This is a genomic window from Pantoea sp. PNA 14-12 (genome assembly GCF_004364735.1).
Taxonomy (GTDB): Bacteria; Pseudomonadota; Gammaproteobacteria; order Enterobacterales; family Enterobacteriaceae; genus Pantoea; species Pantoea stewartii.
The window spans coordinates 543,521-559,526 of sequence record NZ_SOAJ01000004.1; the positions used below are offsets into that span (position 1 = coordinate 543,521).

At 52.2% G+C, this 16,006-nt stretch carries 14 protein-coding genes and 5 tRNA genes; 17 read left to right on the forward strand and 2 right to left on the reverse strand.

The window, feature by feature from the left end:
* Window positions 1–11 precede the first annotated feature (11 nt).
* From C7434_RS16510 to luxS, 16 genes are all read left to right on the forward strand, one after another.
* A complete protein-coding gene (locus tag C7434_RS16510; RefSeq protein ID WP_006120723.1) occupies window positions 12–347 on the forward strand; it encodes a zinc ribbon domain-containing protein YjdM in 336 nt (111 codons plus the stop codon).
* 194 nt (window positions 348–541) lie between these two features.
* On the forward strand, window positions 542–1,318 hold the full coding sequence (gene tam / locus C7434_RS16515; protein WP_133745664.1) for a trans-aconitate 2-methyltransferase: 777 nt from the start codon (window positions 542–544) through the stop codon (window positions 1,316–1,318).
* Between the two features lie 105 nt (window positions 1,319–1,423).
* On the forward strand, window positions 1,424–1,918 hold the full coding sequence (pncC, locus tag C7434_RS16520; RefSeq protein WP_006120722.1) for a nicotinamide-nucleotide amidase: 495 nt from the start codon (window positions 1,424–1,426) through the stop codon (window positions 1,916–1,918).
* A gap of 95 nt (window positions 1,919–2,013) precedes the next feature.
* Complete coding sequence (recA, locus tag C7434_RS16525) at window positions 2,014–3,084, forward strand: recombinase RecA (RefSeq protein WP_006120721.1); 1,071 nt, start codon at window positions 2,014–2,016, stop codon at window positions 3,082–3,084.
* Window positions 3,085–3,198: 114 nt separating this feature from the next.
* Window positions 3,199–3,711: a regulatory protein RecX gene (locus tag C7434_RS16530; RefSeq protein ID WP_080752857.1), complete on the forward strand. Its 513-nt coding sequence runs from the start codon at window positions 3,199–3,201 to the stop codon at window positions 3,709–3,711.
* 131 nt (window positions 3,712–3,842) lie between these two features.
* Entirely contained in the window at window positions 3,843–6,470 is a 2,628-nt protein-coding gene (gene alaS, locus C7434_RS16535) for an alanine--tRNA ligase (RefSeq protein WP_033739524.1), read from the forward strand.
* 249 nt (window positions 6,471–6,719) lie between these two features.
* A complete protein-coding gene (csrA, locus tag C7434_RS16540; protein WP_006120718.1) occupies window positions 6,720–6,905 on the forward strand; it encodes a carbon storage regulator CsrA in 186 nt (61 codons plus the stop codon).
* A gap of 284 nt (window positions 6,906–7,189) precedes the next feature.
* Window positions 7,190–7,282 (forward strand) — tRNA-Ser (locus C7434_RS16545).
* An 8-nt stretch (window positions 7,283–7,290) separates the two neighbouring features.
* A tRNA-Arg gene (locus tag C7434_RS16550) sits at window positions 7,291–7,367 on the forward strand.
* A gap of 135 nt (window positions 7,368–7,502) precedes the next feature.
* A tRNA-Arg gene (locus C7434_RS16555) sits at window positions 7,503–7,579 on the forward strand.
* Window positions 7,580–7,767: 188 nt separating this feature from the next.
* Window positions 7,768–7,844 (forward strand) — tRNA-Arg (locus C7434_RS16560).
* A 178-nt stretch (window positions 7,845–8,022) separates the two neighbouring features.
* Window positions 8,023–8,099: transfer RNA gene (locus tag C7434_RS16565), tRNA-Arg, on the forward strand.
* Window positions 8,100–8,845: 746 nt separating this feature from the next.
* Window positions 8,846–9,412, forward strand: a complete 567-nt coding sequence (yqaB, locus tag C7434_RS16570; RefSeq protein ID WP_044242548.1) for a fructose-1-phosphate/6-phosphogluconate phosphatase — start codon at window positions 8,846–8,848, stop codon at window positions 9,410–9,412.
* The gene (locus C7434_RS16575) at window positions 9,409–9,837 is read left to right on the forward strand and encodes a YqaA family protein (protein ID WP_033739521.1); all 429 of its coding nucleotides are present in this window, start codon (window positions 9,409–9,411) and stop codon (window positions 9,835–9,837) included. The genes yqaB and C7434_RS16575 overlap by 4 nt, the downstream gene beginning before the upstream one ends.
* A 31-nt stretch (window positions 9,838–9,868) precedes the next feature.
* Window positions 9,869–11,473 (forward strand): glutamate--cysteine ligase, encoded by a 1,605-nt coding sequence (gshA, locus tag C7434_RS16580; RefSeq protein WP_033739518.1) that lies wholly within the window; start codon window positions 9,869–9,871, stop codon window positions 11,471–11,473.
* A 151-nt stretch (window positions 11,474–11,624) separates the two neighbouring features.
* Window positions 11,625–12,140, forward strand: coding sequence for an S-ribosylhomocysteine lyase (gene luxS / locus C7434_RS16585; protein ID WP_006120714.1), 516 nt, complete (start codon window positions 11,625–11,627; stop codon window positions 12,138–12,140).
* A gap of 126 nt (window positions 12,141–12,266) precedes the next feature.
* Here the strand turns inward: luxS and C7434_RS16590 are convergent, their stop codons facing one another.
* A complete protein-coding gene (locus tag C7434_RS16590) occupies window positions 12,267–13,553 on the reverse strand; it encodes an HlyC/CorC family transporter (protein WP_033739517.1) in 1,287 nt (428 codons plus the stop codon).
* A gap of 18 nt (window positions 13,554–13,571) precedes the next feature.
* The gene (locus C7434_RS16595; protein WP_006120712.1) at window positions 13,572–14,369 is read right to left on the reverse strand and encodes an inner membrane protein YpjD; all 798 of its coding nucleotides are present in this window, start codon (window positions 14,367–14,369) and stop codon (window positions 13,572–13,574) included.
* 167 nt (window positions 14,370–14,536) lie between these two features.
* On the opposite strand from C7434_RS16595, the gene ffh reads away from it, so the two are divergent.
* Entirely contained in the window at window positions 14,537–15,898 is a 1,362-nt protein-coding gene (ffh, locus tag C7434_RS16600; protein WP_006120711.1) for a signal recognition particle protein, read from the forward strand.
* Window positions 15,899–16,006: the final 108 nt, after the last annotated feature.

Consider the following 16,006-nt stretch of genomic DNA (forward strand, 5'->3'; position numbering starts at 1 on the left):
CTGGAGTCGTTATGTCTTTACCTGCTTGTCCCGTTTGCCAGGCTGATTACACCTGGCAGGATGCTGAGAACCTAAACTGTCCGTCATGTGGTCATATCTGGACGCAAGCTGAAGGCAGCGACAGCGCTCAGGAACAGGTCGTTCGCGATGCTAACGGCAATATACTGGCAGATGGCGACAGCGTAACGGTTGTCAAGGATCTCAAGGTGAAGGGCAGCTCTTCTGTGCTGAAGATTGGCACCCGCGTGAAGAGTATCCGGCTGGTAGAAGGCGACCACAATATCGATTGTAAAATTGACGGATTCGGTCCGATGAAGCTGAAGTCTGAGTTTGTCAAAAAGAACTGATGGTATTGGGCGCCCAGTGCGCCCGATTTTACGTGTCCTCACGTCGCCCTGATGCGTTACCGGTACTCACCGGCCCTGCCACAATCCGTTCACAGCTCCCCGGACATTATCCCTTTTGTTGCCTGAACGGGCACTTTATGCGTATTTATACGTCTATGTTCTGTGTGTCCGGAGCGCATGAGAGGTGAAACGTTATGCAAGACTGGGATCCCACGCTGTATCGCAAGTTCGAAGCCGAAAGAACACGACCGGCTCAGGAATTACTGTCCAGAATCAGGGTTGAAGATGTCCGTTTCGTTACCGATCTGGGGTGCGGTCCCGGCAACAGTACCGAACTGCTTGTCGATGCCTGGCCACAGGCGCAGATTACGGGCCTCGACAGTTCTGCTGCCATGCTGGAGCAGGCGCGTGAACGTCTACCACAATGCGCATTTATTCAGGCTGATATCGCCACCTGGCAGGCCGCGATTCCACAGCAGGTTATCTATGCGAATGCCTCGCTACAGTGGCTGGGCGGCCATTCCTCGCTCTTACCACATCTCGTAAATCAGCTGGCACCCGGCGGTACGCTGGCCGTCCAGATGCCTGATAATCTGGATGAGCCTTCACATCAGTTAATGCGAGATGTGGCCACTTCCGGGCCGTGGCGTGACAAAATCAGCGCGCAGGCGGCCGAGCGCAAGCGATTACTTTCAACTGAACACTATTACGATGTGCTGACAACGGCCGGGTGTGCCGTTGATATCTGGCGGACCACTTATTATCACGTTATGGATAATGCCCAGGCCATCATCCACTGGTTGAAAGCCACCGGGCTGCGTCCGTTTCTTGCGCCACTTAGCGTATCTGAACAGGAACAGTTTCTGGCCGCCTATCACCAGTGCCTCATGACCGCGTATCCGGCGCGGCAGGACGGCAAGGTCTTACTGGCGTTTCCCCGGCTTTTCATGGTGGCGACACGTAATCGCTAAAATATCTGGATAGTCACACGCAATTTCTGCATTGCTTTACCCCAGGCGCTTGAAAAAGGGCAGGGCTTGCACCATGTTCAGTACTCGTTGACAGGGAGCGACAAAATGAATGATTCGCAGTTGCAGACGTTGAGTGCGCAGATTGGTGAGGCGCTGAAGCAGCGTAATGCTACGGTGACCTGCGCCGAATCCTGCACCGGCGGCTGGATCGCCAAGGTGTTTACGGACATCAGTGGAAGCTCGGCCTGGTTTGAACGGGGATTCGTGACCTACAGTAATGAAGCCAAGCAGGAATTAGTCGGCGTCAGTGCCGCCTCACTGGCGCAATCTGGCGCGGTCAGTGAAGCCGTAGTGCGCGAAATGGCTGTCGGTGCCCGGCAGCAGGCGCGGGCCGATTACGCCATTTCCGTGAGCGGCATTGCTGGCCCGGAGGGGGGCAGTGAAGACAAACCCGTGGGAACGGTGTGGTTTGGCTTTGCCGGCCCCGACGATATTGTCATGGCTTTTCGCCAGCAGTTTGACGGTGACCGTGATGCGGTGCGCCGTCAGTCGGTTGCCTGGGCGCTGCAGACATTGGCCAGTAAATTTCTGAAAAATTAAACTTGATACTGTATGACTATACAGTATAATTATTCGCAACAGAAAGTGCACAGGCACCATGTGTGCGTGTTTACCCGGCATGATTAGGAGTAGAAATGGCAATTGATGAAAACAAACAGAAGGCTTTAGCTGCCGCGCTCGGCCAGATTGAGAAGCAATTTGGTAAAGGCTCCATCATGCGCTTGGGTGAAGACCGCTCAATGGATGTGGAAACCATCTCAACAGGCTCCCTGTCACTGGATATCGCATTAGGTGCGGGTGGATTGCCGATGGGCCGTATCGTCGAGATTTACGGTCCTGAAGCCTCGGGTAAAACCACGCTGACGCTGCAGGTGATTGCCGCCGCACAGCGTAAAGGTAAAACCTGTGCCTTTATCGATGCTGAACACGCACTGGATCCGGTCTACGCCAAGAAACTGGGCGTTGATATCGATAACCTGCTGTGTTCACAGCCCGATACGGGTGAACAGGCGCTGGAAATCTGTGACGCGCTGGCGCGCTCCGGTGCCGTTGACGTGATTATCGTCGACTCCGTTGCTGCCCTGACACCAAAAGCCGAAATTGAAGGCGAAATCGGTGACTCACATATGGGCCTGGCGGCGCGTATGATGAGCCAGGCGATGCGTAAGCTGGCCGGTAACCTGAAACAGTCGAATACGCTGCTGATCTTCATCAACCAGATTCGTATGAAAATTGGTGTGATGTTCGGTAACCCGGAAACCACTACCGGCGGTAACGCACTGAAGTTCTACGCGTCAGTTCGCCTTGATATCCGCCGTATTGGCGCCATCAAAGAGGGTGATAACGTCGTCGGTAGTGAAACCCGCGTTAAAGTGGTTAAGAACAAAATTGCTGCGCCCTTTAAGCAGGCTGAGTTCCAGATCATGTATGGCGAAGGGATCAACACCTTCGGTGAGCTGGTAGACCTCGGTGTGAAGCACAAGCTGATTGAAAAAGCGGGTGCCTGGTACAGCTATAAAGGCGATAAAATTGGTCAGGGTAAGGCAAACGCCAGCAACTTCCTCAAGGAAAATGCGGCTGTCGCAAACGAAATTGACCTGAAACTGCGCGACATGTTGCTTAACGGCGCTGAGCAAAACGACGCAGCGGACTTCTCCGCTGACGACGTTGAGAATGCAGCCAGCGAAGCTAACGAAGACTATTAATGCCTGAAACGGGAGCAGAGAAATCTGCTCCCGTTTGACGTTAACCTCTCACTTGCCTTTCCTCTTTCCCCCTCTGCCTCCATACTCTCTTTCCGTTTGTTAAAGGTGCGCAGTATGTCTGAACAACCTCAGCCACACGTTATCTCTTTTTCACGCCTGCTCGATCGGGCAATGCGCCTGCTGGGTCAGCGCGATCACAGTCGCGAAGAGCTCAAACAAAAACTGCAGTTATCTGCCCAGCGCAGTGCGTGGATAAAACAAAAAGAACCTGAAATTATCACTCCCGAGCTGTTGGAAAGGGTCATCAACTGGTGCAGCGAAAATGGCTGGCTGAACGATGAGCGCTTCACAGAGCGATTTATTCAGAGCCGCAGCCGTAAAGGCTTTGGCCCACAACGGATCCGGCTGGAGCTGGGGCAAAAGGGCATAAGCCGTGATGCGATTGATCTCGCCATGGAAGAGACGGAGATCGACTGGTCAGCCTGCGCAGCGGAACTGGCAGAAAAGAAATTTGGCCATCCGTTGCCGACCGAATGGAAAGAAAAAGCAAAAGTGCAACGCTATCTGCATGCAAAAGGCTTTCTGAGTGAAGATATTCAGCAGGTTTTCAGAAATTTTGACGACTAAAGGCCGATGTGATTTTACTTCCCTCCGAAGAATATTTATCTTACCCCTTTTGGTTCCTTAAGCTTGCTGCCGTGATAACGCGGTACGCCTGATAAAGAAGGACCTTTCGTTAGCGTGATTCCAGGATATATATGAGCAAGAGCACTGCTGAGATCCGTCAAGCGTTTCTCGACTTTTTCAATAGTAAGGGACATCAGGTTGTAGCAAGCAGCTCCCTGGTACCGAACAACGATCCGACGTTACTGTTTACTAACGCCGGAATGAACCAGTTTAAAGATGTGTTTCTCGGTCAGGACAAGCGTGACTATACCCGCGCCACCACGTCGCAGCGTTGCGTTCGTGCGGGCGGGAAGCATAACGACCTTGAAAACGTCGGTTACACCGCACGCCATCACACCTTTTTTGAAATGCTGGGCAACTTCAGCTTCGGTGACTATTTCAAAAAAGAAGCCATTGCCTATGCCTGGGAACTGCTGACCGGTGACCAATGGTTCAGGCTGCCGAAAGAGCGCCTTTGGGTTACTGTCTATGAAACCGATGACGAAGCGTTCGACATCTGGGCCAATGATATTGGTGTTCCGCGCGAACGTATTATCCGTATTGGCGACAACAAAGGCAGTGCTTACGCGTCAGATAACTTCTGGCAGATGGGGGACACGGGTCCTTGTGGTCCCTGCACCGAGATTTTCTACGATCATGGCGATCATATCTGGGGCGGACCGCCAGGCAGTCCTGAAGAGGACGGCGATCGTTACATCGAAATCTGGAACATCGTCTTCATGCAGTTTAACCGTCAGGCGGATGGCACCATGCTGCCATTACCTAAGCCGTCGGTAGATACCGGAATGGGGCTGGAACGCATCACGGCGGTCCTGCAACATGTGAATTCCAACTATGAAATCGATCTGTTCCAGAAGCTGATTAACGCGGTTGCTGAGGTCACTGGTGCGACCGATCTGAGCAATAAGTCGTTGCGCGTTATTGCCGATCATATCCGCTCCTGTGCATTCCTGATTGCGGATGGCGTGATCCCGTCGAACGAAAACCGCGGTTATGTTCTGCGCCGTATCATTCGTCGTGCAGTGCGTCACGGCAACATGTTGGGTGCGAAAGAGGCGTTCTTCTACAAACTGGTTGCGCCACTGATTGAGGTGATGGGGGCGGCTGGCGAAGAGCTGCAGCGCCAACAGGCTCAGGTTGAAAATGTTCTGAAGAGCGAAGAAGAGCAGTTTGCGAAAACGCTGGAGCGTGGCCTGGCCCTGCTTGATGACGAACTGGCTAAATTGAAAGGCGATACGCTGGATGGTGAAACTGTCTTCCGTTTGTACGATACCTTTGGTTTTCCTGCCGATTTAACGGCCGATGTCTGCCGTGAGCGTAATCTCAAAATTGACGAAGCCGGTTTTGAAAAAGCCATGGAACAACAGCGTCAACGGGCCCGTGAAGCCAGCGGCTTTGGCGCTGACTACAGCAATGTCATCCGCACAGATGCAGCCTCATCCTTTAAAGGCTATGACCAACTGGACCTGGCCGCGACGGTGAAAGGGCTGTTCGTCGCAGGTGAAGCGGTTGATGCCGTTTCGGCAGGCCAGGATGCGGTGGTAGTGCTGGATGAAACGCCTTTCTATGGCGAGTCGGGTGGTCAGGTTGGCGATACCGGTGTGCTGAAAGGCAATAACGTTGAATTCCAGGTTCAGGATACGCAGAAATATGGCCAGGCAATCGGGCATATTGGCAAAGTGAGCAGCGGTCAGCTGCGCATTGGCGACCGCGTGGAGGCGGTGGTTGATGAAGCACGTCGTGCACGTATCCGTCTGAATCACTCCGCAACGCACTTAATGCACGCTGCATTGCGTCAGGTGCTGGGTGAGCACGTCGCACAGAAAGGCTCTCTGGTTAACGATAAATACCTGCGTTTTGACTTCTCTCATTTTGAGGCCATGAAACCTCAGGAGATTCGTCAGGTCGAAGACATTGTGAACGCGCAAATCCGTCGCAACTTACCGGTAGAAACCGACGTGATGGATCTTGAGGCGGCGAAGGCGAAAGGCGCAATGGCGCTGTTTGGCGAGAAATATGACCAACGCGTGCGTGTACTGACCATGGGCGATTTCTCTGTTGAACTCTGTGGTGGTACGCACGCTGCACGTACGGGGGATATTGGTCTGTTCCGTATTCAGGCTGAATCGGGTAGCGCAGCCGGTATTCGCCGCATTGAAGCGGTCACGGGTGAAGCGGCACTGGCGCAGGTTTATGCCCAGAGCAGTCAGTTACAGGACATTGCTCAGTTGGTGAAAGCCAACAGCAGTAACCTGAACGACAAAGTGCGTGGGCTGGTTGATCACGTGCGGTCGCTGGAAAAAGAATTACAGCAGTTGCGCGATCAGCAGGCGGCGCAGGAAAGTGCCCAGCTTGGCAACAACGCCATTGATGTGAAAGGCGCGAAGCTGCTGGTGACAGAGCTCAGTAACACCGATCCGAAAATGTTGCGCACTATGGTTGATGATCTTAAAAATCAGCTGGGTTCGGCCATCATTGTTCTGGCCACTGTCGCTGAGGGCAAAGTGTCATTGATTGCTGGCGTAACAAAAGATCTTACCGACCGCGTAAAAGCGGGAGAGCTGATTGCTGAACTTGCCCCGAAAGTGGGCGGGAAAGGCGGTGGTCGACCTGATATGGCGCAGGCAGGTGGCAGTGATGCTACGGCACTGAAAGGTGCGCTGGCAGGTGTTGAAGGATGGGTTTCGAGCCGTCTGTGATGAAATAAAATAATTCATCGTAGCAAGCGTCAGAACTGGTGTTCCGGCGCTTTTTAATACGGTGTTAAATTTGCTAGTGACAAAGTCGGGTTGATGTAGCGTATTTCGGCTAAACTATTTATCAGCAGAATGTATTGGCGCGTTGATGTGCAATGGTGTATTTCTCATAACCTGTGTACAGCGTTAAGTGATGGATAACGCCGGGAAGCTGTATGAGCCCGACTCTTTTAATCTTTCAAGGAGCAAAGAATGCTTATTCTAACTCGTCGAGTTGGTGAAACCCTCATGATTGGCGATGAGGTGACTGTAACGGTGCTGGGCGTCAAAGGTAACCAGGTCCGTATTGGTGTTAACGCACCCAAAGAAGTGTCTGTGCATCGCGAAGAGATTTACCAGCGCATCCAGGCCGAAAAAACGCAACAAACTAACGTCTGACAGATTCTGCGTCTCGCACCTGTGCGAGACGCTCCCCTTTTTCCTCCCGCCGCTTAATTTCCTTTTTTCTGTTTATCGCCCATTTTTGTTAACTTCATCATCTTTCATTGTTGATTATTCACCCTTTTTGCCGTCATTTTGTCCCAATTGCCTGTCATTTGTGCAAACAGAAAAAACCTTCCGAAAAATTGTTTGACTTATAAGTCCGGGAAAGTAATATGTGCGCCACGCAGTGCCGATGAGCGGAAACAAAGTTCAGAAGCACAGTTCGGAAGAACGCGTAAGGTGAGGTGGCCGAGAGGCTGAAGGCGCTCCCCTGCTAAGGGAGTATACGGTCAAAAGCTGTATCGAGGGTTCGAATCCCTCCCTCACCGCCATTTCCGATGCATCCGTAGCTCAGCTGGATAGAGTACTCGGCTACGAACCGAGCGGTCGGAGGTTCGAATCCTCCCGGATGCACCATATCGTTGAATATGGACACGTTGATGCAAGGCTACGCGCCAGCAGAGAACGGTATCGGAACAGAGTTGTAAAGTGAATTAGCAATTCCTTCATGGTGAGTCGTTAGCACCCTGCGTTGTACAAGAATTTCATAATGCATCCGTAGCTCAGCTGGATAGAGTACTCGGCTACGAACCGAGCGGTCGGAGGTTCGAATCCTCCCGGATGCACCATACTTTCCAGTATGGACGTGTGTTCCTGGTCTGTAAGACATTTAATCTGTCAGTCAGAACCAGGGAGGATAACGTTGCGACAGCAACAGCCCGAAGGGTAAGGCGCCAGCCGAATCATCCTCCCGGATACACCATTCTTCGTATTATCCCCAGGTTGATTTCTGCCGTTCCATAAAAGATTTCTAAATGCATCCGTAGCTCAGCTGGATAGAGTACTCGGCTACGAACCGAGCGGTCGGAGGTTCGAATCCTCCCGGATGCACCATACTTTTCGGTGTGGACGTGTGTTCCTGGTCTGTAAGCCAATCAGTCTGGCAGTCAGAACCAACGTTGCGTCAGCAACGGACAGAAGGATAAGGCGCGAGCCGAATCATCCTCCCGGATACACCATTCTTCGTATTATCCCCAGACTGGCTTCTGCCGTCCCATAAAGCTTTCTAAATGCATCCGTAGCTCAGCTGGATAGAGTACTCGGCTACGAACCGAGCGGTCGGAGGTTCGAATCCTCCCGGATGCACCATACTTTTCAGTGTGGACGTGTGTTCCTGGTCTGTAAGCCATTCAGTCTGTCAGTCAGAACCAGAGAGGATAACGTTGCGACAGCAACGGCCCGAAGGGTAAGGCGTCAGCCGAATCATCCTCCCGGATGCACCCTACTTTTCAGTACGAACATGTGTTCCTGGTCTGTAAGCCATTCAGTCTGTCAGTCAGAACCAGCGTTGCGTCAGCAACGGCCCGAAGGGTAAGGTCCCGCCGAATCATCCTCCCGGTGTATCGCGATTAATCTTCAAACGCCTTTTCTCTGCGCTCCACCTGACAGTCCACACAACCTCGCCACGCGTGCTAAACGCAAAAGCAAGGATTGGCGTCGTGTATTTCATTCAACGCCGTCCTGGTGCAGCAGGTGCGTAACAGCCAGCCTTACCGTCGCAATCCAGAACGCCAACTTAACTGTTTTAGTCATAAACATAGTATTGAATTCCTCTCGATCAGACTGATTTTGTAAGGAATATCGTGTTTATCGCGACGTAAACTTTCTGTCCCGGATGGCAGGCACTTCGGCTTTCTTAACATAATGCTTACGTTCTGCTTTCCTGCTAAAACCATTGGAAATTCGAAGGGTTACAGGCTTTCCATCACGATCACCTTTATCTGAAAACTAAAATAGCTAATGCTTTCAAAGCATTTGCTGTTCATCCCGCCTGGCGACAACCTACGCACATTCAGCTAAAGTAGTGGCTCATTTGTTGGAGGTCCTCTGTGACAATCTACGATCAATACGACGCCCTGATTTTCGATATGGACGGGACTATTCTTGATACAGAACCGACACATCGAAAAGCGTGGCGTCAGGTGCTGACGCGTTATGGCTTAACGTTTGATGAAGCGCGCATGATGGATTTCAATGGTGCGCCATCATGGCGGCTGGCGCAGCTAATTGTCGAAACCAATAACGCCGATCACGATCCTTATCTGCTTGCCGCAGAAAAAACGGCAGCAGTGAAAGCGATGCTGCTGGAAAATGTCCAGCCGCTTCCGTTAATGGACGTCGTTAAGGCTTATCACGGACGTCGACCACTGGCTGTTGGCACCGGTAGCCAGCACGCCATGGCAGATGCACTTCTTAATCATCTGGGTGTCAGAGATCTCTTCTCGGCGGTGGTTGGGGCGGATGACGTCGAGCATCACAAACCGGAGCCCGAGACGTTCCTGCGCTGTGCGGCATTACTGGGCGTTGAACCGGCGCGTTGTGTGGTATTTGAAGACGCAGATTTTGGCGTACAGGCAGCGAAAGCCGCAGGTATGGCCGTGGTTGATGTCCGTCTGCTGTGAGCGAGACGCTGGCATATCTGTCTTTATTGAGCAGCAGCTTTCTTAGTGCGACGCTACTTCCGGGTAGTTCAGAGGCGCTGTTGGTTGCATTGCTGATCGCGAAAAGCGCATCAGTTTACGGGTTGATTGGAGTCGCATCGTTAGGGAATACCCTGGGTGGCTTGACCAACATAATTTTGGGTCGCTTATTGCCGTTAAAACGTCAGGGGCAATGGCATGAAACAGCAATGGCATGGTTGCAGCGGCTTGGGCCGGCGGCTTTGTTATTGAGTTGGTTGCCGGTAGTGGGTGATTTGCTCTGCGTGCTTGCAGGCTGGTTGCGTTTTGCCTGGCTACCTACTGTGCTGTTTCTGGCGATTGGCAAAACTCTGCGTTACATCGTTATTGCGACCGCCACATTACAGGGCATGGAATGGTGGCATTGATTCGTACAGATTCGGGGCTAGGGTTAACACTATGCTGAACAAAAATAAATTATTCACACAGCCGGAGGTTAATGTGATCCCCGACGTATCAAAAGCGTTATCCTGGCTGGAGGCGCATCCTGATGCATTAAAAGGCATTGGTCGTGGCATCGAACGTGAAACGTTGCGCGTGCAGCCGGATGGACATCTTGCAACGACTGCGCATCCTGCGTCGCTCGGATCGGCGCTTAAGCATGACTGGATCACCACTGACTTTGCTGAGACGCTGTTGGAGTTCATTACCCCAGTCGATCACAGCATTGAGCATATGCTGGCGTTTTTGCGCGATGTCCACCGCCATGTTGCGGATGAGCTCGGTGACGAACGCATGTGGCCTTTCAGCATGCCTTGCCTGATTGAGGACGCCAATAAGATTACGCTGGCGCAGTATGGCACATCGAATATTGGTCGGATGAAAACGCTGTATCGCCAGGGGCTTAAAAACCGCTATGGTGCGCTGATGCAAACCATCTCCGGCATTCACTATAATTTCTCTCTGCCGCTGTCGTTCTGGCAGGCATGGGCAGACGTAAAAGATTACGAAAGTGGTAAAGAGACGATTTCTGCGGGCTATCTGCGCCTGATTCGTAACTATTATCGCTTTGGCTGGGTCATTCCTTATTTGTTTGGCGCATCACCTGCTATCTGCTCCAGCTTCCTGCAGGGCAAAGAAAGCGCACTGCCGTTTAAACACGATGACAAAGGCACGCTGTGGTTGCCTTACGCGACATCGTTACGTCTGAGCGACCTGGGTTACACCAACAAGTCACAAAGCGCATTGGGCATTACCTTTAATTCCCTTGAGGGTTACGTCAGCGCACTGAAAAAAGCGATTAAAACGCCTTCAGAAGACTTTGTGAAGATGGGCACCCGGGATGCTGAGGGCAACTGGTTACAGCTGAATACCAACGTATTGCAGATTGAAAATGAACTCTATGCGCCGATTCGTCCGAAACGCGTTACCCGTTCCGGAGAAGCTCCATCAGATGCGCTGTTACGAGGTGGTATTGAGTACATTGAAGTGCGTTCCATGGACATTAATCCCTTCTCACCTGTTGGTGTGGATGAGAATCAGGTCCGCTTCCTCGATCTGTTCCTGATCTGGTGCACGCTGGCAGACGCGCCTGAAATGAGCGCTGATGAATTACAATGTAGCCGGCAGAACTGGAACCGCGTGGTGCTGGAAGGACGTAAGCCTGACCTGAAGATTGCGGTAGGATGTGGTGAGGCGGAATATTCACTGCGCGAGGTGGGCAAAACCTTGTTCGCCGACCTGCGCCGCGTCGCAGAAGCGCTGGACAGTAATCAGGGCACCACTGAATATCAGCAGGTCTGCGATGAACTGGTAGCATCCTTTGACGATCCTGAGCTAACCTATTCGGCGCGTATTCTGAATGCCATGAAAGAACACGGCGTAACGGGCACGGGGATTATGCTGGCGGAACAGTATCGTCAGTTGCTGGTTAATGAGCCGCTGGAAGTGTTAAAGCCAGAGGACTTTGCGCAACAGGCGCAGGCATCTGTTGCGGCGCAACAGCAGCTCGAAGCGAGTGATACGCTGGATTTTGAAACCTATCTGGCCAGCCGGGAAGGGTAGAAAAGAAAAAGGCCACATCACTGTGGCCAAATTAACATCTCTGTTGTCAGGGATGGATGATAACAAATGCGCGTCTTTCATATATTCAGACGCTGGGCGATCGGAAAAGTTTCATCGTTCATAAAAAATTTTTCAGACTAAGAGGTGACGTATGCCATTACTGGATAGTTTTACTGTAGATCATACCATCATGGCCGCGCCCGCCGTGCGTGTTGCAAAAACCATGAAGACGCCGCATGGCGATACGATTACCGTTTTCGATCTGCGTTTTTGTCGCCCCAATATCGATATTCTGACTGAACGTGGCATCCATACGCTTGAGCATCTGTTTGCAGGTTTTATGCGTAACCACCTCAACGGTGATGGCGTAGAAATTGTCGATATTTCACCTATGGGTTGCCGTACCGGCTTCTACATGAGCCTGATTGGTGCGCCAGATGAGCAACGTGTGGCACAGGCCTGGAAAGGCGCGATGGAAGATGTGCTGAAAGTGAAAGATCAGAACCAGATTCCTGAGCTGAATGAATACCAGTGTGGGAGTTACAAGCTGCATTCGCTGGATGAAGCGCAGCAAATTGCCCGTAATGTGCTGGCACAGGAGATCGGCGTTAACCACAATGACGATCTGAAACTGCCTGCTGAAAAGCTGAAAGAGCTGCACATCTAGTCTGGGCTGTTCTCACAAAAACGCCGCGCATACGCGGCGTTTTTTATTGGGTTACGGCTCGCCGTTTATGCAAAAAGCAGGAGCCAGGCCAATAAAAAGCCGCCCTAAAAGGCGGCTTTATTCTGCTCAGGAGCCTACAGACTGTTTAAGCGGCGTCTGTGGCGTAATGCGCACCTGCTTAATCATATTATCCTGCACATCCAGGATATCGACGTCGTAATGATTCACCCGGACTCGCGTATTAACGGTGGGGATCTCTTCCAGCGCCTCCAGCAGCATGCCGTTAATCGTGCGCGCTTCCTGCTCGGGTAACTGCCAGTTGAAAGCTTTGTTGATCTCACGAATATTGGCGCTGCCTTCAATGAGCACCGAGCCATCGTTTTGCGGCATGACCTCTTCGGCCAGCGACGGCGACATCGACGTAGTGAAGTCCCCGACAATTTCTTCCAGAATATCCTCGATAGAGATTAACCCTTTGATATCGCCATATTCATCAACGACCAGACCGGTCTTTTTCTTGTTGCGCTGAAACTTCACCAACTGTGTATTAAGCGGAGTGCCTTCCGGGATGTAGTAAATTTCATCAGCGGCACGCAGCAACATCTCTTTAGTGAACTCTTTTTTCTCCGTCATCATGCGCCAGGCTTCACGCACGCGCAGCATGCCAACGCAGTCATCCAGTGAGTCGCGGAACAGTACAATACGACCGTGCGGTGAGTGGCTGAGCTGACGAATCACGGATTTCCAGTCGTCATTGATATTGATGCCGACGATTTCATTGCGTGGCACCATAATATCGTCCACGCTGACCTTTTCCAGGTCCAGTACGGACAGCAACATGTCCTGGTTGCGTCGGGACATGTGCGTACGTGATTCATAAACGATAGTGCGCAGTTCCTCTTTACTTAACGCGGAACTGATAGCCCCTTCTGCCCGAATGCCAACAAGACGCATCAGTAGACGCGTAATGGTATTCAGTAACCAGACCAGCGGCAGCATAACGTACTGCAGCGGGCCCAGCAGAAAGCTACTGGGATAGGCGACTTTTTCTGGATAAAGCGCAGCAACGGTTTTAGGGAGCACCTCTGCAAAAACCAGCACGACAAAGGTCAGAACACCCGTCGCAATCGCCACACCGGCGTCACCATACAGGCGCATTCCCACAATGGTGCCAATGGCGGACGCAAGGATATTGACCAGGTTATTCCCGATGAGCACCAGGCTGATAAGGCGATCGGGACGCTTTAACAACTTTTCAACGCGGCGGGCGGCGCGGTGACCATTTTTTGCCTGATGACGCAATTTATACCGATTGAGCGTCATCATGCCGGTCTCAGAACCCGAAAAGTAGGCTGAAACCAACACCATGATGATGAGCGTGACAATCAGGGTCGTGGTCGAAACATGTTCCACCGCAAAACTTCCTTTTGATTAAGAACTGTGAATAAGCAGATGCTGAAGCACGCGACTGCCGAAATAAGCCATCGTCAGCAGCACAGCGCCGCTGCAGTTGAACCACACCACACGGCGACCGCGCCAGCCTTCATGATAGTGGCCCCAGAGCAAAACGATGTAGACAAACCAGGCAATAATGGACAGCACGGCTTTATCCACGTTCTCGGCGCTGAACAGATCGTGCATATAGAACAGGCCCGTACACAGCACCAGCGTCAGTAACACCACGCCGACCTGGGTGATGTGGAACATCTTCCGTTCAATGGTCAGCAGCGGTGGCATATCCTGCGTGAAGGCCAGCTTTTTGTTTTTCAACTGGTAGTCAATCCATGCCAGCTGTAACGCATACAACGCCGCAATAATCAGCGTGGCATAGGCAAACAGCGACAGGCCAATGTGGATCATAATGCCTGGCGTTGTTTCAAGATGGGTAATGAATGCGTTCGGTACAAATGTGGCAAAAGCCAGGTTAATTAAGGCAAAGCTGTAGACAATCGGCAGCAGTAACCAGCCACGATTCCGTGAGGCAACAATGGTCATAATGGCACAGATCAGCAGGCTGACCAGCGAACCAATATTCAGCAGGCTGAGGTTTTGCCCGCCATCGACAGCGAAAATTCGTTGCTGCAGGGCGACGGCGTGGGTGACAAGCGCCACACAGGCCGACAACACAGCTAACCGACGCCAGCCGCTTTGACGTTTCAACAGGCTGGGGATGATGAGTGCAAGACTCAGGGAGTAGGCGAACAGCGCCACAATCGCGAAAACGGACATAGTTCCTTTCAGGCATCAGTCAGATAAAGGAAAAGGGCAGTATAGCGCCAGGCGAAGCAGGCTCCAAACGATCTGAGGTGGAATTGAAGAGATCGGCTCGGCTTCGTGTTATAATCCGCCGCATTCTGCCGATATGGCGCCTCGCGATTTTTTTTAAGTGAGAGACAATGTTTGACAATTTAACCGATCGTTTGTCGCAAACCCTGCGCAATATCAGCGGCCGCGGAAGGCTGACTGAAGACAACATCAAAGACACGCTGCGCGAAGTGCGCATGGCGTTGCTGGAAGCTGACGTTGCGCTGCCGGTGGTGCGGGATTTCATTAACCGCGTAAAAGAAAGCGCGGTGGGCCATGACGTCAATAAAAGCCTGACGCCGGGGCAGGAATTTATCAAAATCGTCCGCAATGAACTGGTTGCGGCGATGGGCGCAGAAAACAACGCGCTGGATCTGGCCGCGCAGCCGCCGGCTGTCGTGCTGATGGCGGGCCTGCAGGGTGCGGGTAAAACCACCAGTGTGGGTAAGCTGGGTAAATTCCTGCGTGAAAAGCACAAGAAAAAAGTGCTGGTGGTGTCCGCGGACGTTTATCGCCCGGCGGCGATCAAACAGCTGGAAACCCTGGCACAGCAGGTGGGGGTGGATTTCTGCCCGTCCGATCTGAGCCAGAAGCCTGTTGATATCGTCAACAACGCGCTGCGTGAAGCCAAACTCAAGTTTTACGATGTATTGCTGGTGGATACCGCAGGTCGTCTGCACGTAGACGAAGCGATGATGGACGAGATTAAACAGGTTCATGCCGCGATTAATCCGGTTGAAACCCTGTTTGTCGTGGATGCCATGACCGGTCAGGATGCGGCGAATACCGCGAAGGCCTTTAATGAAGCGCTGCCGCTGACCGGGGTTATCCTGACGAAAGTGGATGGTGACGCGCGCGGCGGTGCCGCGCTGTCGATTCGCCATATCACGGGCAAGCCAATCAAGTTTATGGGGATGGGCGAGAAGACCGATGCGCTGGAAGCGTTTTATCCGGACCGTATCGCCTCACGCATCCTTGGTATGGGCGACGTCCTCTCGCTTATTGAAGATATCGAGAGCAAAGTTGACCGCGCGCAAGCGGAAAAACTGGCGAAGAAGCTGAAAACCGGCGACGGTTTTGATCTCAATGATTTCCTTGAGCAACTGAAGCAGATGCGCAACATGGGCGGAATGGCGAGCCTGATGGGCAAGCTGCCGGGCATGGGGCAACTGCCTGACAACGTGAAATCGCAGATGGATGACAAAGTGCTGGTGCGCATGGAAGCCATCATCAATTCGATGACGCGCAAAGAGCGCGAAAAACCAGAAATCATCAAAGGCTCACGTAAGCGCCGTATTGCCACCGGCTCCGGTATGCAGGTGCAGGACGTTAACCGCTTATTAAAGCAGTTCGACGACATGCAGCGGATGATGAAGAAAATGAAGAAGGGCGGAATGGCGAAAATGATGCGCGGCATGAAAGGTATGATGCCGCCAGGTTTCCCCGGACGCTAAGGGGTTCCACAAAAAAGCCTGGGATGGCTCAGTTTAGGTTGCTTTTTGCGCCAAAATGAGTAAAATTTTCGGGCTTTTTATACAGCACCCGGACCCCGTTCCTCGATG